The following is a 20,059-nucleotide window of genomic DNA, read 5'->3' as shown; positions in this document are numbered from 1 at the left end:
CTTATTGTCTTCATGATTTCAGTGCCAGGGCGCTCGATGGAAAAGTCTCACCAATCTTCGTCGCCCACCACCGGCAGGCGCTCCTCGGGCCCGCAGGGGACGCAGCTCTTTTCGGCCGACGAGCTGAACAAGCTTGCGTTGGAGACGGCACCCGTCTCCGACGGTCGCGCCAGCGCGAACGAGCCAGTCCTCGAGGCCATTCACGGCGGGCTGCAGGGCCGACGCTTTTCATTGCGAGCCGGCCGGCAAACCATCGGGCGCCGCGATGACAACGATATCGTGATCAACGACCTGAGCGTCTCTTCGGCCCATGCGTGGATCATGAATCAGCAAGGGCATTACGCCGTCATGAACACGCTTTCGACCAACGGCACTTTCGTCAACAACAAGCGAGTGCACGAGGCGACCATCCGGCACGGCGACATCATTCGTTTCGGGCAGGTGGAGTTTGTATTTCTCACCCGCGAGCCAGGCGCGTCGAAACGTGCCCGTGTGACCTGGTCCGCGTTAGTGGTGGCGACATTGATGGGGCTGTGTGCGCTGGCATGGTGGTGGCTGAAAGCATGAGCACGGTCGAACGTATGCGTCCGCGCACCATCGGTCGCTACCGGATCGATGGCGTGCTCGGTGAGGGCGCCATGGCGGTGGTGTATGCGGGTTTCGATCCTGGCATTGACCGGCCAGTGGCGATCAAGTGCCTGCATCGCAACGTGGCGGCTGATCCCGGTTCGATGAAGCGGTTTCTGCTTGAGGCGCGCGCATCGGGTCATCTGGTGCATCCCAATATCGTCACGATTTTCGACACCGGAGAAACCGAAGACGGCCGCAAGTACATCGCCATGGAAAGGCTTTCTGGCGAGACGCTGGCAAGCCGCGTCGCGCAAGACGGCCTGCCGCCGCTGACCGTGGCCATCGAGCTGGCGTCGCAAGTCGCGGCAGCACTCGATTATGCACACGGCCAGGGCGTCATCCATCACGACGTCAAGCCTGAAAACATCATGCTTGCCGAGGACTGGCACTGCGCCAAGCTCAGCGACTTCGGCATCGCCGAACGCCGGGTCGGCGACGGCACGAGGCGTGGCGCCAACGAAGAGATCGGCGGCACGCCCGCCTATATGGCCCCCGAGCGCTTGCGTGGCGAGGCGGCCGATGCACGCAGCGATCTGTTTTCTCTCGGCGTTGTGCTCTACTGGCTGATCACCGGCAGGCTGCCGTGGCCTGAGACAACCGACCTCAAGCGCCTGATCAGGGAGCGGCAGCGTCAGCCGCTTCCGGTCATGGTGCCGATCGATCCGGCCATGCCGCCGATGCTGACAGGCATCGTGCGCACCTTGCTCGCCCCGACGCCTGATGCGCGTTATCAGAGCGGTGCCGAAGTCATCAACGATCTACGCCTGGTACGTCGCGAGTACGAGCGCTCGCATGAGTCGCCGCTCGCAGCACGCATCATTTCGCTGCGTTTGCGCTGGATCGGCGCCTTGGGCGCCATCCTGTGCCTCGTTCTGCTGCTGGGGCTGGCTGCGATCTATGCCAAGCAGCACGCTGCAGTAACCGGCCTCGCCACCGATTTCGGCAGTTCGCTCGGGCGCATGGTGGCCAGCGAGGCGGCCGAGAATCTGTTGCTGGGCGATGTTCCCGCTACTCGGGCGCTGGTCGAAGACATGGCGCACAACCAGCAGATTCATTACCTCGCCATCGCCGACCGGGAAGGCTCCGTGGTGGCAAGCACGCAGCCGGTCGATATCGGCAAGGCCTTGCCCACACTCGGCGCCGAAAAGGAGACCTTGGCCAACGGCGTGGAGCGCTACCTCGGGCGCGTCACCGCGGGTACCGATGGGAATGACATGCTGCTGTTCGACGTGCCCATTCGCTATCAGGCCAAAGACGTGGGCGAGCTGCGACTGGGTGTAAGCAACGCCCCCCTGGTCGCCGCGCAGCGCACGACGTTCTGGGTCATCGTGTCGGTGCTTGTGGTGACGCTGATGGCACTCGTGGGCGCCGCCTACTGGTTGTTCCGTCAGCCGCTGGCGCTACTTGGCATGCTTGGTGATGCGCTGATGCGCGTGGCCCGCGGCGACTTCAGTCATCGCATTCGTTTCGCACGACGGGACGAACTGGGTCGGCTGTTCGTGGCCTTCAACCTGATGAGCAGTGCATTGGAGGCGCGTCAGCGCAACGAAGCACCTCCACCGGCACGCCCGCCATCTACTCATGCAACGCAGCCCACGTTGGTGATATCGCCGCAGGCTGCGAAGGATGACGCCAGGTAAATCGCCGTTTTTCTATGACGTCGGTTAAGCCGCCTTACATCTGTTTGAGGCGGTTCTGAAGCTCGACGGCTCGTGCGCGGTAGATCACTGCACGTTCGTAGTTCGGATCGATGGCCAGAACGTGGTCCCATAAGGCGATCGCCTGATCGAGCTTCTGGTCGCGATACAGCACCACGGCGCGCTCGTGATAGGAGCCCAGCAACTGATTGCGCAGTGCCTGGTTTCCGGCGGGCTTCAGGTGCGGGTCGATGGTGAGCGCCTGATCCAGACGTGTCAGGGCCTGATCATTTTGCCCCTGTCCGGCAAGGGCGATGCTTTCGGTCTGCAGGCGCTGCGCCCTGGCGCTGGGCGATTCGCTGGATGCTGACGCGCCCGTCGTATTGGCTACGGCATTGTCGGGCGCGCTCTGGCCGGGAGCATTTGTCTTGGCGGGAGGTGCGCCCGGCGATCCGGCATTGCGCATGGGGGATTGCGGTAAACGCACCGTGTCGCCTGCGTGCAGGGTCGATGGATCGGTGGCGTTGTTGTAACGGGCCAGTATCAAGAACTGGTTGGAGTCCCCCAGTGTGCGTGCGGCCAGCGTGCTGTAGGAGTCGCCCGATTGCACCACGTAAGCGCGCGATTTCTTGCCCAGCGCGGTATTCGGGTCCACCGTAAGCTGGCGCAACAGGCCCTGGGCCGTCCTGTCGGTCGGATACTTCGCCAGATACTGACGCAGAGACTGTTCGCCTTCGCTGTAGCGGCCGTGCAGCAGGTACGTGTTGACGATGGCATTGACCGAAAGCGGCTCGTTGGAGGCGGCCGCACCGTTGCCGGTGGCATGGGTCGACGACCCCCCTCCATTGCCGCTGAAGGTATCGCTGACCTTGGTCTTGAGTTGACCCATCTGGGCGCAGCCAGCCATGCCAAGTACGGCGAGAGAAAGCGCAATCCGCATCGCCTGCGATAGCGCGCGACGCGTGGGGTGGAGCGAACGAACCAAGGTCATGCCTCGCTATGAGTGATGGCGGTCTGCTCGGCAGCGCGTCGCCGATAGGCGGCAGTGCGCCGCATCACAGACCAGAGTTTGTCCCGGTAGCGGCGGGCCCAGCCTTCACGACCTACCCGGGCAAAAATGAGCGCGACATTATCGCCGCCTTCGCCGCCACGTTCGACCGCCAGTGCAAGCGCCTCCCGCAGGGCGTCATGCTGATCGCGACGCTGCCCCAGTCGCGCAAGCTCTTCTGTGCTGAGTTGCTCCCATACGCCGTCGCTGCAAAGAACAAAGGTCTGACCGGCACGCAGTTCTGCGCAACCGTGCTCGACCACCGGCGCCTGCGGTCCGCCCAGGCCGCGCAGAAGCTTGTGCTGGTCGGGGTCGGCAGCGAGTTCGCTCTCGGTGAGCTCGCCCCGAAGCAATTTGAGTTGCGCGAGGCTGTGGTCCTCGGTGCGCCCGATAAGGCGCGTGCCCTGAAAGCGGTAAAGGCGGCTATCGCCAACGTGGGCCCACGACACCCGGTCGCCGCGAATCAGCAGGGCGACGACGGTGGAGTGTGGCTCTGCACCTTCAAGATCTTCGCCGCGGCGGCGCAATTCGGCATGCGCGTCCTGGCAAAGTGATTCAAGAAACAGTGAACCGGGTTGGGAGCGCCAAAGGCCTTGCTCCCATAGCCGAAGGGTCACCTCGATCACTCCCTCGGAGGCCAGCTCGCCGGCGCCGTCGCCGCCCATGCCGTCGGCCAGCACCAGCAGCCATGTAGCACTTGCCGGTTCGTGCAGGCAGATGAGGTTGTCCTGCTGACTTTCCCTGCCGCCTCGGGCCCGACCGGCCACGGCGCGCTGAATGGCGTGAAAGTCGACAGTCTTGTCCATTGCCCATCCCCCCTTTGCCACTGAGCGCACTTCCCGGCAGGCTGAAACCTTACGGGAGTTTGGCAGGTGAAAATTTGCGCTCGTTCCCGTTGTCACATACCCCTGTGCCGCTTTGTACAGGGGGCGTCGACAAGCAACCAGCTCCAGCTCTCAGTTCAAAGCAGACGCCCGTCTTGACGCAAGGGAACTCGATCCGCAAGCCGGTCGGCAAAGGGTGCCAATGAGAGGTGTGTTACCCGGCTTCGGGCAGCTTCCAGTCCGGCCGGATGAAATGGCAGGTGTATCCCTCGGGAAAACGTTCCAGGTAGTCCTGGTGCTCCGGTTCGGCCTGCCAGAACGGGCCGGCAGGGGCGATCTCGGTGACCACCTTGCCCGGCCATAGGCCGGACGCTTCGACATCGGCGGCGGTTTTCTCGGCTACCAGTTTCTGCTGGTCGTTGAGATAGAAGATGGCGGAACGATAGCTGGTGCCGATGTCATTGCCCTGCCGGTTCCTGGTGGTCGGGTCGTGGATCTGGAAGAAGAATTCCAGGATGCGGCGATAGCTGATCTTGCTCGGATCGAACACGATCTCGATCGCTTCGGCGTGCGTGCCGTGATGGCGATAGGTGGCATTGGCCACATCGCCGCCCGTATAACCCACGCGCGTGGATAGCACGCCCGGGTAACTGCGCAACAAATCCTGCATGCCCCAGAAGCAGCCGCCAGCGAGGAGGGCCGTTTCGTTCTGCGTGGTCATAGGTGGCGCCTTCTTTCCGAGGGTTCAATTCCCGACAGCATGGTTGTAGCTGGTGCCGCTGTTTTCAATGCGTGCATGGCTGCCGGCCGGGGCAGACGCCTGCGTACTTTTGCGGTCGGGCTGCCTGCCGCCATCTTGGTTGAGCGTGGATGGGCCCTGCAAAACCCCCGTATTTCTACGTAGTACGGATAGGTGGATTTTCGCTTGTCCGGTATGGCGTGGACGGTCACCCTGAAACCGCCGCAACGTCCGGTGAACCTTGCTGCGGTGAGCCATTGCCGCCCCTAAGCCCACGTCTTCAGTGACCCTATGAAACGACTTCTCTTCGCCTCCTTCCTGCTCACCGCCGCTGCGACAGTTCCCGCGCTCGCGACAGAAGGCGCCGTTGGCCGCTCGATCACGGGCTTGCAAGCCACGAACTACTCAGGCCTGGTTCCTCCGACGCCTGGCTGGAACTGGGTGGTCGCCTACGCTTACTACAGTGGTGACATCGGCGGCTCGAGGGAGGTCCCACTCACAGGTGGTGGCTCGTCACTGGGCATCAAGGCCGAGTTTCAGCTGGCAGAGGCAGCTGGCCTGTACATATGGAATACCAAGCCCTCATCGTGGAACTTTGCGTCGATGGTCGAGCTTCCGTTTGCTTACGTGGGCGTCACTGCCGACGTGCAGCTGGGGCAACTCCGGGCCAGCAAACACGATTCTGACACGGGTCTGTACGACATGACTTTCGTGCCGGTGATTGCCAGTCACCATTTCAGCCAGACGCAACACATGTCGTTGTCGCTGTATATCGAAGCACCTACCGGCAGCTACACCAAGGGCAATCTGGCCAACACCAGCCTCAACGTCTGGGTGTTTACGCCGACGGTTGGCTATACCCAACTATTCAACCAAGGGTCGCTGGAGTGGAGCACCACGGCGGGTGTGGACTTCTACACGAAGGACACCGACACCGATTACCAGAACGGCTCGGTATTCCACCTCGACTCGCTGTTGATGCAGCGCTTCCCTAGTGGATGGGGTGTCGGCGCCGTAGGCGGCTGGATCTACCAGATCGACAAGGATACGGGCCCACTCGCCGATCGTCTCAATGGTTTCAAGGGACGCGCGCTGGGCCTGGGACCGATGGTGAATTACGTCACCAAGTGGCAGGGTGGTCAGGCCGAGTTCTCATTCCGCTGGCTGCATGAGTTCGATGTAAAGAACCGCACGCAGGGCAACCCGGCGATGCTTTCGGCGACGATTTCGCTTTGATGTTCTCAAGGTGCAGCAGCCAGGGTCCCAGGAGGCCCTGGCTGCTCGTGCTGGGTACTTCTGAAAGACCGCTCGGGGTTACGGCACCGCCTGGGCTTCGGGGAACGTCCAGCTGCCATCCAGCGCCGACTTGCGTGCCCGGTACAGCCGGACGATGTAGTTCCAGTCCGCCGTGGTCGGCAGGCAGTTGGGTGTCGTCTTGCTGCAAAGGCCGAACTGGATGGTGTAGGAGCCATCTTCATTCGGCTTGGCAGTCAGGTTGTTGAGCGAGTACGCATGAAGGTCGTTCTTCTGGAAGAAGCCCTTCGCGTTGTACACACTGATGGACCAGAAGCTATCCACAGGCACGTCCTTCGCGGTGAGCTTGTAGATGGTCTTGCTGAAGTAAGTATCCGTCTCGGCGCGCACGAAGTTGTCTGGCGTCACCGTGAGCGCCTCGTTGGCGGCCATGGCGGTACCGCTGAGAGCTAATGCCAGAGCGCAGATGCCGATCGTTTGATATTCATGTGAATTCCCAAAGTTTCGATGAGTGCTTACGTCGTTGACTCGGTGCCGCATGCGAAGCGCGCGGCACCGTGACGGCCGTGGGGGTAGAGCAGGAACTTGGGAATGGCCGGAATGATTGCGAAGCGATAGTTCCAGCGTGCGCCCGGTATCGACGACTGCTGGATCACGGAGTACTGGACTTCGAAGCCGTACTTGATTGGGATGCCGGCCAGCGTGGTGGTGTAGTTGATGCCCAGGCCCACCGGGAGGTTGACCTTGTTGCCGCCGCCCGTGGCATTCCAGTCGATGGTGATGTTGGGCGTCATGCCGATGTGCCATTTGCCCGCATCGTCCAGCTTCTTCTGGATGAAGTACTGGATGTTGGAGCTGTTGACGTTCGGGCGATCCTTCTTGCCTGAGGCAAAGGACCACCACTGTTGGGGGAAGATGCCAAAGATCCAGTCGGTTCCGAGGTAGGCGAGCACGGCGGTGGGGCCGGCCGAGTACTTGCCTTTGCCGAGCACGGCGGTACTGGCGGTAGGAACCTGGAGGGTTGCACCGACGCCCCAGACCAGGATGCCGCCGTTGGCAAATTTCTTGGTCTCATTGGGAGCCACCAGGCCGACATAAGTGATGTCACCCAGGCCGGTCGTGCGACTGAACGGGTCGGCCACGATGGAGGCTGTCCTGGGATCCGTGGCGATCTGCATCGGAGTGTCGCCGATGAGGCCTCCGATGTGCTTGTTGATCGGTTCGCTGACGATGGGAATCGAAACGCGACTGACAAGGTTCCAGTCGTCGTTGAGCTTGGTGGGGAAGGTGGGAATGAACTGGGTGACGTTCACATCCTTGTAGCTGTCGAGCGGGCCGCCTTTGATGCGCGTGTAGTCGTTCTGCAGCGGGAACATGACCAGGTTGGCCACCGGGTTGTTCATCAGCTGGCCGATCTGCGCTTGAGTGGGTTTGCAGCCGGCCTTCAATTCCGCCTTCAGGTCGGCGTTGAGGTCGGAGTAGAAATGCGCGCAATCGGCGGAAGGCGCCGATGCGGTGTCCGAGGACGCAGTGCCGCCAGTTGAGACGCCACCTTCCGTTTCGGCGTGTGCTGCGTTGAAAAGAAGCGTCAGCGTGAGTAGCGAGCCAGCGCCGATGCGAATGGCGGGTGTCATGATCGAAGACATATCGTTTCTTCCTTGCAGTTGGCGTAGCCCCTGGGTACGCGGGAAATCCACCGATTACGACGACGTCGCTACTACGGATGAGCATCAGCGAGTGTGTGGTCGTTGGATCACGCTGATCGACCGGCGTATGCCGGGCGATGCATCGGTGCGGTCACCTGCACTCCAGTACGGGGCCGGCGGTCACCTCAGCAAGGAAATTCTGCGTGTGGCGAAGTAAGAGGCCTAGAGCGCATCGGCTATTCGCAGGCGTCGGATGTTCGGCTCGACAGGTCAGCATTCACTGACATTGACGAAAACTTTCATCGCATCCACGCCTGGAGCGATGGTGTGGGACGTCTTGGCGAGCCTGCTCCTTGTGAGACGCTTGATTGCAGAAGGTCTTATGGCTGCTTGGTTTGAGTGGGGTTTTGCCGTGCAGGCACGGGGCCATAGCATTACCGTGCACATGCACGGTTTACGTGCCTTGCGAGGACCAGCTCGCTTGAGAAATGTCTCAATTTCAGCTTTCAAATATTTTGCGGCCAAGCAAGAAATCATTTCGCTGTAGAGACCTCTTTGCTCGCTAGACTCAGTTTCCAGAGAGTCAAGGGTGTTGCCGGAAACGGATTCCCGCCGACGCAGAGCAAGCCACGGTAAGGCGCTGCATCACCCTTGGTTCTCGGCTCAAACTGATGAACGTCACAAGCATGTGAGGAGCGTAGACATGGTCAAGAAGGAATTTCGCGCCGAACCGTTCAGCCTGGCATTTGACCCGGCGACAACGGCTCTGGTGATGATTGATATGCAGCGCGATTTTGTCGAGCCGGGCGGCTTCGGCGAAGCCCTTGGTAATGACGTTTCGCTGGTGCGATCGGCCATTGAACCGTGCAAGAAGGTGCTGGCGGCTGCGCGCAATGCGGGTCTGCTGGTGGTTCACACCCGCGAAGGGCACCGCACCGATCTTGCCGATTGCCCGCCCGCCAAACTGACGCGCGGTGGCAAGACGTTCATCGGGTCGGACGGCCCCATGGGGCGCATTCTGGTTCGTGGAGAGAACGGTCACGACTTGATCCCCGAGCTCTACCCGATCCCCGGCGAACCCGTGGTGGACAAGCCGGGCAAGGGTGCGTTTTACCAGACCGACCTGCATCTCATGCTGCACACGGCGGGCATCAAGACCTTGATTGTCTGTGGCGTCACTACGGAAGTCTGCGTGACCACCACCGTGCGCGAAGCGAACGATCGCGGCTACGAGTGCATCGTGCCCGCCGATTGTGTGGGTTCGTACTTCCCGGAATTCCAGCGCGTAGCACTGGAAATGATCAAGGCTCAGGGCGCCATTTTTGGCTGGGTCAGCGATTCGGTGGCCATCGTCGATGGCCTGAAGTCCTGAGCGGATGAGTTGTTAGGAGTACCAATGGAAGGCGATATCTTGACGGCGCTTTCCATCGGCTACCTGGTACCACCGATGTTGCTGCAACCGATTCAATTCCGCACGCATAGTCGATTCCGGCATGTGATCAACCTTGTCAGTGACGACGTTGGCATGGTGTCCCTGCTTGGCAGCGAAAGTGGAAATGTCCCGAAGGCGATCCGGCTAAGCCTTCCCATGGATTGGGATTGGCGTCGCCTGACGGGCGATGGTCGAGTGACCTGGAGCAAGGGAATGCTCCGTGGTCACGGCTGGTGGGCGGATACCCGTGGTGCATCGATCTGGGATCCACAAACCGATGAGAGCCACCTGCCGTCAGTACCTGGTGCAGAGATCATCGGCCTGCTGGACCGCGTGCATAGCCATCACGTGATGGAGCATCGGTTGTTCGCCGATCCTCTGTCGCTGGCGCGGGATGCGTCATCCACCTGCACCTTCGCAAGCATCGACGAGCCACAGGTTCGCGCATTGATCGGTCGTGGTCCTGGCCTGACACCTTCGGGCGACGACTACCTGCTGGGTTATCTGGCGGCACTCTGGCCGTGGCGAAGGCATCTGGTGCTTGGAACGCACCTGGAGCGCGCGCGGTCGCTGATCAGCAAGTACATGAGCGGCACTACCGACATCAGCCGCTTCTATCTGGCTCAGGCGGTGGAAGGGCATTTCTCCGAGCCAGTGCATGGGCTTATCGATGCCATTGTTCGAAGCGCGCCCGACAAGGAAATCTCGGGATCGGCACGCGCATTGATGAATCACGGCGCCACCTCGGGAGCCGACGCCATGGCGGGGATCCTCCATGGGCTTCGGGGTGTGTTTTTCCTGCCGCATCAATCCAGCGCTGATCGCGCGGAACCATGCATGCCACACCCGCGAAACATCAACGAAACGGCGATACCCGAGGCGCGGGAAAGCGCCTTGCAAACACATTACGGACAAGCAGCGACATGAGCAGCAGCTTCAAGATTTTCAAAAATCTGTATCGGGACTCGGTTTCGTTGATGCAGGTATCCGCGCGCATAAGCAAGTTGCCCGGCGTGGACAAGGCATCCGTCGCCATGGGAACGGAAACCAATCGTGCCCAACTGCGTGATGCTGGCCTGGGCGACGTGGTGGACGCCGGCCCCAACGACCTGATCGTCGCCGTCGGTGGAGACGACGAGGCATGCGAGCTGGCCTTGTGCACGGCCACCGATCTGTTGACTTCGGTCGAAGAAATGGACTCGTCGTCGTCCAGCGCCAAGGCTGCGATAGCAAGCCTTCAGGCGATGGCCGAAGCGGACGCCGCGACGAACCTCGCGCTGATATCGGTGCCTGGCGACTACGCAGCGGCTGAGGCGGAAAAGGCCGTCCGGCTGGGCATGAACGTCATGCTCTTCAGTGACAACGTGAGCCTGCAGCAGGAAAAGACAGTCAAATCATTGGCGCGAGAGCGTTGCCTGATGGTGATGGGCCCCGACTGCGGCACGGCCATTGTGAACGGCATGCCGCTCGGTTTCGCCAATGTGGTGGCGCGTGGCGCCATCGGTCTGGTCGCCGCGTCAGGCACGGGGTTACAGGAGGTGACCTGCCGCATCGACCAGCTCGGTGAGGGTGTGTCCCAGGCCCTGGGTACCGGCGGGCATGACCTGCACGAGGAGATTGGCGGCATATCGATGCTATTTGGTTTGGATGCGCTGATTGAGGATGCGCAGACGCGCGTCATCGTGCTGGTATCCAAGCCGCCGGCCCCCGCCGTGGCGGAAACGATCCTGGCGCGTGCGTGTGCGGCGGGCGAGCCCATCGTGGTTAATTTTCTGGGCGCCGAGCCAACCCAGATCGAACGCTGGGGCGTCCATGCCGCATCGACGCTCTCCGGTGCGGCCGAGCAGGCGGTGGCGTTGCTGCGCGGTTCGCCGCCTGCGGCGAAAGATAATGGCAGTGGTGTGGTCCCTGAGGTGCTGATTGAACAACGTCGCCGACTTGCGTCGCGTCGTCGCTATATTCGTGGAGTGTTTGCCGGAGGCACCTTCTGCTACGAAAGTCAGCTGATATGCCAGCGGCAAGGCATCACCGCATGCTCCAACACACCGGTGAAGGGCAATCACCTTCTCAACGATGTTTGGCAGAGCACGGCTCACACACTGGTGGACATGGGAGATGACGCGTTCACGCGCGGTCGTCCGCATCCCATGATCGATCCTACGCTGCGCAATGAGCGCATCGCCGCCGAGCTGCGTGACCCCGAAACAGCCGTGGTGCTATTCGACCTGGTGCTGGGATACGGCGCGGCACAGGAGCCGGCTGCCGAACTCGTCACACTGATCAGCGACATCACCGGGTCACATCAGAGCCATCCGCTGCTGATCGCCCACGTATGTGGGACGGAGGCTGATCCGCAGAAGCGAAGCAGCCAGATCAAGGCGCTGCACGACGCTGGCGTGATCGTGGCCGACTGCAACGCGCAGGCGGCGTACTGGGCTGCCTATGCGGCCAATCTGCAGAACGCAGGAGTCATGGAGCATCAAGGATGAGCAATCTCTTCGACCAACCGCTGAAGGTCGTTAACTGCGGTCTGGAAAGTTTCGCGCGCAATCTCCACGAGGCGGGTGGCGAGGTCCATTCACTGAGCTGGCAACCACCTGCCTATGGCAACGTCCAGGCCGGGCTGGAGCTGGCCTCGCTGATCAGGCATCCCTTGGTCGAGCAGGCCAATCAGCGCGCGTTCCAGCAATATTTGGATGCACAGCCGGTGCTGGTGGATGTGATGCCAGCGGCGGAAGCCATTCCCGCGATGGCTGAGCGCAAGCTGATTTTGCACTCGGGCCCGCCTATTTCTTGGGAGCGCATGTGTGGCCCGGTGAAGGGCGCCATCGTCGGCGCGATTTTCCTTGAAGGCTGGGCAAGCAGTCAGGATGCTGCTGAGCGGCTGATCCGCGATGGTGCCGTTGAGCTGGAGCCTTGCCATCACTATCAGGCGGTGGGCCCGATGGCCGGCATCATCAGTCCTTCCATGCCGTTGTTCGTTATCGAGAATCGACCCACCGGTCGGCGTGCCTACACCAACATGAACGAGGGTCTGGGCAAGGTGCTGCGTTTTGGCGCCAATAGCCCGGAGGTGATCGATCGCCTTCGTTGGATGCGTGAGGAACTGGCGCCGGTATTGAGTTCAGCGCTGCATGTGTTCGGCGAGCTGGAACTGAAGCCGCTGATCGCCCAAGCCTTGCATATGGGCGACGAAGTGCACAACCGCAATGCTGCCGCCACTGGCCTGCTGGTGAAGCGACTCGTGCCGGCGATGCTCGGCAGCAGCGCACCACTGGATGAGGCGCGCCGCGCGATCGAGTTCATTCTCGGCAACGACCATTTCTTCCTCAATCTTTCCATGGCCGCGAGCAAGGTCATGATGGATGCCGCCGCCAACGTGCCCTTCAGCTCGATGGTGACGATCATGGCGCGCAATGGCGTGGATTTCGGTATCCGCTTGTCGGGCACCGGCAACCAGTGGTTCACCGCGCCTGCCAATCCGGTGGAAGGTTTGTTCTTCCCAGGCTATGGCGTTGAAGACGCCGCAGCGGATCTGGGTGACAGCGCCATCACTGAGACAGCCGGGTTGGGCGGTTTTGCCATGGCGTCCTCGCCGGCCATTGTGAAGTTCGTGGGTGGCACGCCTGCCGACGCTATTGCCAACAGCCAGCGTATGCGCGCAATCACGCTGGGCGGCAATGGCGCATTCACGCTGCCGGCCATGAACTTCGCCCCCACTGCTGCGGGCATCGACGCGCGCAAGGTGGTGGATCAGAACATTCTGCCCGTCATCAACACTGGCATTGCCCATAAGCGGGCGGGCGTCGGTCAGATCGGCGCAGGCATTACCACGGCACCCATGCCGTGCTTTATCGAAGCGATTCATGCGCTGGCTGCGCAAATTCGCACGCACACTGGAGATGCATCATGAGGACCAAGCCACTCGCCGTCGTTGCCGTTGGTGGCAACGCGCTGATCCGCGACAACGACCACGTTGCCATTCCCGACCAATACGACGCCGTGGTCGAAAGCGTGCAACACATCGCTGAAATGATCGAGGCCGGCTGGGATTTGGTGTTGACCCACGGTAACGGCCCTCAGGTGGGCTTTATCCTGCGTCGCTCGGAAATTGCTGCCGACGAAGTGTGCCCGGTACCGTTGGACTATGCCGTGGGTGATACGCAGGGCGCCATCGGCTACATGTTCCAGAAAGCGCTGGACAATGAACTGCGTCGCCGTGGCATTCACAAGCCGGTGGCGACCATCGTCACGCAGACGCGCGTCGATCCGGCAGATCCAGCGTTCCATCACCCGACAAAGCCCGTGGGCGCGTTCCTGGACGAGGCCACCGCACAAGCACGGCAGCAACAGCTGGGCTGGACCCTGATGGAAGATGCTGGACGCGGCTGGCGACGCACGGTCCCTTCGCCGGAGCCGCTGGAGATCATGGAGTCGGCGGTGATCGAAAACTTGCTGAACCAGGGCTGCGTGGTTATTGCCTGTGGCGGTGGCGGTATTCCCGTCGTGCGCAACGAAGCGAACGAGCTGGTGGGGGTCGAGGCTGTGATCGACAAGGATCTGGCTTCCGCTTTGCTGGCCAAACAGCTTGAGGCGGATCTGCTGCTGATTCCCACCGGCGTCGAGCAGGTGGCGGTCAACTTTGGCACGCCGGAGCAACGTTGGCTCAAGCAGCTCAGCGTCGACGAAGCGCAGGAGCTGATCCGCCAGGGGCAGTTCGGCGCGGGAAGCATGCTGCCGAAAGTGGAATCCATTCTTCGTTTCGTCATGCACGACGAACGCCAGGGGCGCAGCGGCAAGGGCCTGATTACCAGCGGTCCGGCGATCAAACGCGCGTTGATGCGCGAAACCGGTACGTGGATTACCCGTTGAACGATGACGGTTGGCATGGTGCGCCATGCCAATCCCAGGACAGAGCAAAGGATAGGCAGGCGATGGACAAGACATTATTGGCAGTCAACGGCACGCTGATGCGCGGGTTGTCGCTAAATCACAACATGCGCGCTGCACACGGTGTGTTCGTGCGCGAGGACGACACCGAAACCAGCTATCGAATCTGGAGTATTGGCGACAGGCACCCGGGCATGATCCGCGTCAGCGAGGGAGGCTCTGCGGTGGCCCTGGAATTGTGGGAACTGCCAATGGCATCGCTTGGCCAGCTGTTACTGAGCGAGCCCGCGGGTTTGAGCATCGGCAAGGTCGTCCTGAGTGGCGGCGAAGAGGTGCTTGGCGTGTTGGCTGAGCCGTGGCTGCTGAAAGGGCAGAAGGAGATCACCCGGTTCGGTGGCTGGCGCGCTTATACGGGCCAGCACGTCGACTCGTAATCGAGCAAAAGCGGAAGGATGGATTTCACAGGAGCTATGGAATGCGCAAGACCAACGTCAATCTGGATACGGCGCCCTCTCATCGCATCGCGATGATCTTGCTGGGCATTGCCGTCACACCGGTGCTGCTTTCTTCGTCCAGCCTGGGCAGCAAGCTGAGCAGTTCGGCACTGGTCACAGTGGTGGCCATTGGCAGCCTTATCTTGACCGTACTGGCCGCCATCAATATATGCGTGGGAGAGAAGGCACGCCTCCCCACTTACGGCATCGTCAAATACCCCTTCGGCGAAAAGGGTGCCGTTGCGATCAACGTGCTGATGGCGATCAGCCTATTTGGGTGGATCGCTGTGACGGCAAGCATGTTCGGCCACTCCGTACATGATCTGCTGGCCGGTTTCGGTGTTGACGTTCCCACGACTCTGTTGGTGGCCATCGGCTGCGTGATCTTTGTGGCATCCACGGCATTCGGGTTTGCCGTATTGGGCAAGGTGGCGCAGATCGCGGTACCCATCATCTCGGCCATGTTGTGCTATGTCGTTTACCGCGCATTCCACGGGCAAGGTATGTCGGTGGGCGACGTAAGTCAGATGAGCACGGGTGTTGCCGTCTCCACCGTGGTCGGCACCATCATCGTGTTGGTAACCACCCTTCCGGACTTCGGCAGCTTCGTGCATGACCGCAAGCACGCCATCATGGCGGCGGTGTTGACGTTCGCCGTGGCCTATCCCTTGCTCTTCTGGGCGGGTGCGATGCCAAGCGCGCTGACCGGCAAAGGTTCGTTGATGGAGGCGATGGCCGTGTTTGGCGCGGTGCTACCGACCGCACTGCTATTGATCTTCGCCACGGTGACGGGCAATGCCGGCAACATGTTCCAGGGAACGCTGGTGGTGTCGACCCTGCTGACGCGTTTCCCGAAATGGCAGATCACCATCGCGCTGGGTGTGCTGGCTGCCATCGTGGGCAGCATGGACATCATGTCGTGGTTCATTCCGTTCCTGCTGTTCCTCGGCGTCGCGACGCCGCCGGTAGCGGGCATCTACGTGGCCGATTACCTGCTGTATCGCCGTGGTGGCTACGACGAAATCACGTTGGTGAAAGAGCCCAAGGTGAAAGTGCTGACCTTCGTAGCGTGGCTGGCCGGCTCGCTGGTGGGTTTTGCCGCCATCAAGGGCTTACTGACCTTGACCACCATTCCCTCGCTGGATTCGATTCTGGTGGCCAGCGTGTGTTACGCCGTACTTAGCCGGCTAAACCGATAACGGGCCTACCGACCTGAGATTCGTCTGAAACTGTGCCAAGAAGGTGTGTCAACTGGCCGCAGGTGTCGACCACGCAGGCAGCGCGCTTGGTACGGTTTCGGAAGCAGGAGGTCGGTCCCATGTTTACCTCAGACGAAAGTATCCGAGTTGTGCGTATGGTCGCCAAATACCAGAGCATCACCTTAGCCGCCGAGAAGCTGCACAAGGTGCCATCGGCTATCAGCTATACGGTGAAGAAGCTGGAGGAAACCTTCGGCGTACAGCTGTTTACCCGCAAGGGTTGCTACATCCAGCTGACGTCTGCGGGTGAGTACTTCATCCACCACAGCAAATCCATACTTGACGACCTGGAGGCATTGAAGCGCAACGTCGCCATTGTCGACGCGGGCGTGGAGAGCGAGCTGACCGTGGCCGTCAACAACATCGTTCCGCAGGACGAGCTGATCGATTTCATCTGTACGTTTGAGGAAACGTTCCCCTCATCCAAGCTCACTGTGAGCAGAGAGGTTTACAACGGTTCCTGGGACGCGCTCTACAGCGGCAGGGCTGACATTGTTGTGGGCGCACCGCACGCGGTGCCAAGCACCGATGGCGTGGTGAGCCAGTCGCTGGGACACATGGAATGGGATTTCGTGGTGGGTGCGGGCCACCCGCTGGCACGCGCAGAACACGTGCTGGAAAACGTGGAGTTGCGGCGTTATCCGGCCGTGTGCATTCGAGATACCTCGGTGAACCTGCAGGGACTCCAGGCCTGGCTATTGGAGGGACAGAAGCCGGTCTTTGTTTCGGATTTTCTCACCGCAGCAGCGCTGATTGGTCGTAATGCAGCCATCGGTTACATACCGAGCCACCTCTATCGAACGCATCGCGGTTTGCCGCTGGTGAGAAAGGCCTTACGGGAGCAGAAGCACGCGACGCAGCTGTTTCTGGCGTTTCGGCCCGATGGTATGGGCAAGGCGCGGCGTTGGGCGGTGGACTACCTGTCCCAGCCCGAACGACGCAATGGACTTTGTGGCGTTGCGCGAAGCTCTTCTATGAGTACGCACTGACGCTTTAACGACTGAGTTTTTAACCCGGCAGTGCACCGGGCACCGCATCGCTTGCGATGGCGGCAGGGCCCGTTTGTCCGCAGAAAGACCCTTCTGGTGTGCATGCCGCCTCATCCAATGGAGTGGATATCATGAACATGCTTTCTGTGACTGGCTTCAAACGGGCATCGTGTGCCCTGCTACTGGGCGGCATCTGCGCAGCGCCCGTGTTTGCACAAACCCATCTGCCGACGCCCGAGGTGCATTTCTACGGGCTGGTTGATGTGTGGGGTGGTGCGCAGAAGTTCCCAGGCGGAAACAGCGAATGGCTGATTTCCGACGGCGGCATGTCGACGTCGTACTGGGGCATCAGTGGTAGTGATCAGCTGGCGGAAGGCTACAAAGCCGTCGTGACATTGGAGGGTTTCTTTCGTCCCACCGATGGCGCCTATGGTCGCTTCGATGGTGATACCTTCCTTTCGCGTAGCGCCTACGCAGGTATCGAGTCGCCCTACGGGTCACTGCATATCGGTCGCGTGACCACGCCGCTTTTCATCTCCACCATCCTGTTCAACCCGTTCGTGGATTCGTATGGGTTCTCGCCGATGATCAAGCAAACGTATCTCGGCGTGGGTTCGTACCCGAGCTATGCAACCGATCAGGGCGTGGCGGGCGACTCGGGCTGGAGCAATGCGGTGCAGTACCAATCGCCGGAGTTCCATGGCCTGAAGGGCAATGTCACCTATGCCTCGGGCAACTCGTCCGATCATCACGGCGCCAAGAAGGTGGCGGCGCAAATGCTGTATGCCAACGGCAATTTTGCAGCGACCGGCGTCTACCAGTATCTCAATTACAACGGCCAGCCGGCGGATCTTGGCCAGATCGTGACGGGTTGGACCAGCCAGAGCGTGGGGCAACTGGGCGTCTCGTACGACTGGAAGGTGGTCAAGGCCTTTGCGCAGTACATGTACACGCACAACCAGCAAGCCGGCCAAGGGCATTGGAACGTCAACACCGGGCAGCTGGGTATCTCGGTGCCGGCGGGCAAAGGCTCGGTACTGGCCTCTTATGCGTATTCGAATGATTCCGGTGGCATGGAGCAGACCCGCCGCACCTGGTCACTGGGATACGACTACCCGTTCACCAAGAACACTGATGCCTATGTGGCCTATATGAACGACAAGATCAACGATCAGTCAGGCGGCTACACCTTTGGCCTGGGCTTGCGGGTGAAGTTCTGAGGCTTGCCGGGCGCGTGCATGCCAGCGCCGGTGGGGTCCGGCGTGCACGCGCATGGCGTTATTCGGCGTCGAGGTCGGCGGCGTCGTAAATGCATGAGAGCACGGCCGCTGCGGCGGCATACAGCGTAGAGGGTACTTCCTGCCGCAATCGCAGCGACGCAAGCAACGCCGCCATCTGCGGATCATGGTGCAGCGGGATGCCCAGTGCGCGTGCGCGAGCCAGTAGGGTTTCCAGCGATTCCGCTGGCAGGCTGGCGGCGGGCGTGGCGTCACTGGGACCGCCTGACAAGCGGAGTGTGACGCGTCGTTGGGCTGGCGGTAGGGGTGTGCTCATGCCATGGTCTTCAAGAGGATGGCGCTGTGAGGGCTGCTCGATTGCGGCAGTCCTTGCTGGCAACTGAGCTGATCGAGGATCAGGCCCACCGAGCTGAGTTGATAGCGCAGTGCGCCGAATTGCCGTTCCAGACGCTGCACAGTATCAGTACGCTCAGCCCACAAGCGCACCGCGAGGCGCAGATCGCGTAGCTGCAATTCGCCCTGCACCGGACCCAGAGCTGGCAGGTCAAGTGCGAAACCCAGCACCCATGACGCTGAGCCGTTGTCGGCATCCATCGTCTGCTGCAACTGGATTTGCAGGATGTCGCGCCCGTCTTCACCCTGCAGCGGTATCTCGATCATCCATGCCGGCACCGTGGTGGCTTCGAGCTGCGCGACCTCAACGCGTGCCAGGGCGGCGTGTACTTCGCCGTGGAGTCGACTGAGCAGAGCGTCGACATCATCATTGAGCAAGGCGGCTGGAAGCATCACGCGCGGCTGCGCCTGCGGCCCACGCTGCTGCAATGGCGGCGGTGTTTCGCTGCCGCTGTCTGACCCAGGTCGTCGGGCGGGCAGGTAGTCATCGAGCAGGCTGGCCAGACGCAGCAAGGCACCCTTCCAGTCTTCCTGGCTCAACACCGCCATGTCGACCTGCGACTGCGCGAGTTGCGACTCGAGAAACAGCCCGCTGCGATGGACGGCTTCTTCCAGACCTTCGCCGCGCGTGATTTCGGCCGGCGTGCGTACGCCATGTTCCAGCAAAGCCAGGGCGGGTCGCAGGTAGGCGGGCAGCTGGCGTAGGGCGGGGCGCTGGGCCAGTGCATCGAGCGTGGCCAGCAACGGAGCGTAGCCATTCTGTTGCGGAAGGCGCTCGCGCAGCGCAACTTGCATCGCCGGTTCGGCGGTCTGTGGCGCAATCACTTCCAGCTGCGGTTGCGCACCGAGCGTGAGCACGCGCACCTGAAATTGCGAAGGCAGTTGGCCACGCGGCGCTTCTGTTTCCACCGCGAGGGCGCCGATCTGCAGCACCATCATTCCATCGGGATTGATCCCCAACGGGCGCGCCGACAGCACGGTGCCGATGCGCCAGCTCTCCGCCGCGCTGCCAGAGGCAGCACCAGCCCAGGTAAGGGCGGCGAAGCTGGTGGGTTGAATGATCAAGCGAGGCTCCTTGCGGCAGGGCGTCGCGCATGCGCCCGTCCGTGCTGTGGGCATCGGCACGGGGGCCGAAAACTTGAATGCCACGTTTTGGCAGGTTCGTCACCGGTTCAATGACGTCAGCCGCGCTAAAGCGCCATCGGAGGTGGCCGATAAACCACCCGTAGACGTCCACAAGGTGGACCGGGGAACAGGTGCAATGGGCAGCAAGTCGATGCAGGGCAAGGGTGGTGGCGAGGCGCGGGTGATCGCGCTGCCGGCCGATTTTCGTCTCGCTGGGTTGGCCGACGTCAAAGCCAGTCTGCTCGAGGCACTCGAAGCGCCTGCCGTACAGCTCGATGGCACGGGTGTGGAGCGCGTGGATACCGCGGCGCTGCAGCTGCTGCTGACCTTCCGTCGCGGCGCGGTGGCAAGCGGGAAGACGCCCACTTGGGCGGGTGTCAGCGATGTCATGCGTGACGCGGCCGGCGTGCTCGGCCTGGTCAAGGCTCTGGAATTGCCGGCAACGATGCCGGCCTGAAACT

21 protein-coding genes are annotated in these 20,059 nt (G+C 61.5%); 14 read left to right on the top strand and 7 right to left on the bottom strand.

Features of this window, described 5'->3' with window-relative positions:
- The first annotated feature begins 36 nt into the window (after nt 1-36).
- Together AC0GUR_RS07605 and AC0GUR_RS07600 are read left to right on the top strand one after the other, a co-directional pair.
- Entirely contained in the window at nt 37-567 is a 531-nt protein-coding gene (locus AC0GUR_RS07605) for an FHA domain-containing protein (protein WP_472876837.1), read from the top strand.
- On the top strand, nt 564-2,270 hold the full coding sequence (locus AC0GUR_RS07600; RefSeq protein ID WP_472876836.1) for a protein kinase domain-containing protein: 1,707 nt from the start codon (nt 564-566) through the stop codon (nt 2,268-2,270). The genes AC0GUR_RS07605 and AC0GUR_RS07600 overlap by 4 nt, the downstream gene beginning before the upstream one ends.
- Before the next feature lie 34 nt (nt 2,271-2,304).
- Here the strand turns inward: AC0GUR_RS07600 and AC0GUR_RS07595 are convergent, their stop codons facing one another.
- The 3 genes from AC0GUR_RS07595 to msrA all read right to left on the bottom strand — a co-directional run bounded on the left by AC0GUR_RS07595 (nt 2,305) and on the right by msrA (nt 4,860).
- Nucleotides 2,305-3,252, bottom strand: coding sequence for a LysM peptidoglycan-binding domain-containing protein (locus AC0GUR_RS07595; RefSeq protein ID WP_472876835.1), 948 nt, complete (start codon nt 3,250-3,252; stop codon nt 2,305-2,307).
- Nucleotides 3,253-3,254: 2 nt separating this feature from the next.
- Nucleotides 3,255-4,121, bottom strand: coding sequence for a PP2C family protein-serine/threonine phosphatase (locus tag AC0GUR_RS07590; RefSeq protein WP_472876834.1), 867 nt, complete (start codon nt 4,119-4,121; stop codon nt 3,255-3,257).
- 232 nt (nt 4,122-4,353) lie between these two features.
- The gene (gene msrA / locus AC0GUR_RS07585; RefSeq protein ID WP_472876833.1) at nt 4,354-4,860 is read right to left on the bottom strand and encodes a peptide-methionine (S)-S-oxide reductase MsrA; all 507 of its coding nucleotides are present in this window, start codon (nt 4,858-4,860) and stop codon (nt 4,354-4,356) included.
- A gap of 309 nt (nt 4,861-5,169) precedes the next feature.
- On the opposite strand from msrA, the gene AC0GUR_RS07580 reads away from it, so the two are divergent.
- Entirely contained in the window at nt 5,170-6,114 is a 945-nt protein-coding gene (locus AC0GUR_RS07580; RefSeq protein ID WP_472876832.1) for a SphA family protein, read from the top strand.
- 78 nt (nt 6,115-6,192) lie between these two features.
- Here AC0GUR_RS07580 and AC0GUR_RS07575 read toward each other — a convergent pair whose 3' ends face one another.
- Together AC0GUR_RS07575 and AC0GUR_RS07570 are read right to left on the bottom strand one after the other, a co-directional pair.
- Nucleotides 6,193-6,564, bottom strand: coding sequence for a DUF1214 domain-containing protein (locus AC0GUR_RS07575; RefSeq protein WP_472876831.1), 372 nt, complete (start codon nt 6,562-6,564; stop codon nt 6,193-6,195).
- 83 nt (nt 6,565-6,647) lie between these two features.
- Entirely contained in the window at nt 6,648-7,778 is a 1,131-nt protein-coding gene (locus AC0GUR_RS07570; protein ID WP_472876830.1) for a hypothetical protein, read from the bottom strand.
- Here AC0GUR_RS07570 and AC0GUR_RS07565 point away from each other — a divergent pair.
- The 10 genes from AC0GUR_RS07565 to AC0GUR_RS07520 all read left to right on the top strand — a co-directional run bounded on the left by AC0GUR_RS07565 (nt 7,765) and on the right by AC0GUR_RS07520 (nt 18,062).
- Nucleotides 7,765-7,995 (top strand): hypothetical protein, encoded by a 231-nt coding sequence (locus AC0GUR_RS07565; protein ID WP_472876829.1) that lies wholly within the window; start codon nt 7,765-7,767, stop codon nt 7,993-7,995. The two genes, AC0GUR_RS07570 and AC0GUR_RS07565, sit on opposite strands and share 14 nt — an antisense overlap.
- 486 nt (nt 7,996-8,481) lie before the next feature.
- Nucleotides 8,482-9,150 (top strand): cysteine hydrolase family protein, encoded by a 669-nt coding sequence (locus tag AC0GUR_RS07560; RefSeq protein ID WP_472876828.1) that lies wholly within the window; start codon nt 8,482-8,484, stop codon nt 9,148-9,150.
- A gap of 24 nt (nt 9,151-9,174) precedes the next feature.
- The gene (locus tag AC0GUR_RS07555; RefSeq protein ID WP_472876827.1) at nt 9,175-10,137 is read left to right on the top strand and encodes an oxamate carbamoyltransferase subunit AllH family protein; all 963 of its coding nucleotides are present in this window, start codon (nt 9,175-9,177) and stop codon (nt 10,135-10,137) included.
- Nucleotides 10,134-11,699: an acyl-CoA synthetase FdrA gene (gene fdrA / locus AC0GUR_RS07550; protein WP_472876826.1), complete on the top strand. Its 1,566-nt coding sequence runs from the start codon at nt 10,134-10,136 to the stop codon at nt 11,697-11,699. Before AC0GUR_RS07555 ends, fdrA begins: the two co-directional genes overlap by 4 nt.
- Nucleotides 11,696-13,123 (top strand): YlbE family protein, encoded by a 1,428-nt coding sequence (locus AC0GUR_RS07545; RefSeq protein ID WP_472876825.1) that lies wholly within the window; start codon nt 11,696-11,698, stop codon nt 13,121-13,123. Before fdrA ends, AC0GUR_RS07545 begins: the two co-directional genes overlap by 4 nt.
- Nucleotides 13,120-14,082 carry a carbamate kinase gene (arcC, locus tag AC0GUR_RS07540; RefSeq protein WP_472876824.1) on the top strand — a complete coding sequence of 321 codons (963 nt, stop codon included), beginning with the start codon at nt 13,120-13,122 and terminating at the stop codon, nt 14,080-14,082. Before AC0GUR_RS07545 ends, arcC begins: the two co-directional genes overlap by 4 nt.
- Nucleotides 14,083-14,144: 62 nt before the next feature.
- Nucleotides 14,145-14,534 carry an allophanate hydrolase-related protein gene (locus AC0GUR_RS07535; RefSeq protein WP_472876823.1) on the top strand — a complete coding sequence of 130 codons (390 nt, stop codon included), beginning with the start codon at nt 14,145-14,147 and terminating at the stop codon, nt 14,532-14,534.
- Nucleotides 14,535-14,575: 41 nt separating this feature from the next.
- Nucleotides 14,576-15,793 carry a cytosine permease gene (locus AC0GUR_RS07530; protein WP_472876822.1) on the top strand — a complete coding sequence of 406 codons (1,218 nt, stop codon included), beginning with the start codon at nt 14,576-14,578 and terminating at the stop codon, nt 15,791-15,793.
- A 119-nt stretch (nt 15,794-15,912) separates the two neighbouring features.
- Nucleotides 15,913-16,842, top strand: coding sequence for a LysR substrate-binding domain-containing protein (locus tag AC0GUR_RS07525; RefSeq protein ID WP_472876821.1), 930 nt, complete (start codon nt 15,913-15,915; stop codon nt 16,840-16,842).
- A 131-nt stretch (nt 16,843-16,973) separates the two neighbouring features.
- Nucleotides 16,974-18,062 carry a porin gene (locus tag AC0GUR_RS07520; protein ID WP_472876820.1) on the top strand — a complete coding sequence of 363 codons (1,089 nt, stop codon included), beginning with the start codon at nt 16,974-16,976 and terminating at the stop codon, nt 18,060-18,062.
- Between the two features lie 58 nt (nt 18,063-18,120).
- On the opposite strand, the gene AC0GUR_RS07515 is transcribed toward AC0GUR_RS07520, so the two are convergent.
- Together AC0GUR_RS07515 and fliK are read right to left on the bottom strand one after the other, a co-directional pair.
- A complete protein-coding gene (locus AC0GUR_RS07515) occupies nt 18,121-18,396 on the bottom strand; it encodes an EscU/YscU/HrcU family type III secretion system export apparatus switch protein (protein WP_472876819.1) in 276 nt (91 codons plus the stop codon).
- A complete protein-coding gene (fliK, locus tag AC0GUR_RS07510; protein WP_472876818.1) occupies nt 18,393-19,538 on the bottom strand; it encodes a flagellar hook-length control protein FliK in 1,146 nt (381 codons plus the stop codon). Before fliK ends, AC0GUR_RS07515 begins: the two co-directional genes overlap by 4 nt.
- Nucleotides 19,539-19,734: 196 nt before the next feature.
- Here fliK and AC0GUR_RS07505 point away from each other — a divergent pair, with 196 nt between their 5' ends.
- Nucleotides 19,735-20,055 carry an STAS domain-containing protein gene (locus AC0GUR_RS07505; protein ID WP_472876817.1) on the top strand — a complete coding sequence of 107 codons (321 nt, stop codon included), beginning with the start codon at nt 19,735-19,737 and terminating at the stop codon, nt 20,053-20,055.
- Nucleotides 20,056-20,059 lie beyond the last annotated feature (4 nt).

Source organism: Dyella sp. PARNA 12/25, from assembly GCF_055702865.1.
This window is presented reverse-complemented; position numbering and strand designations above follow the sequence as displayed.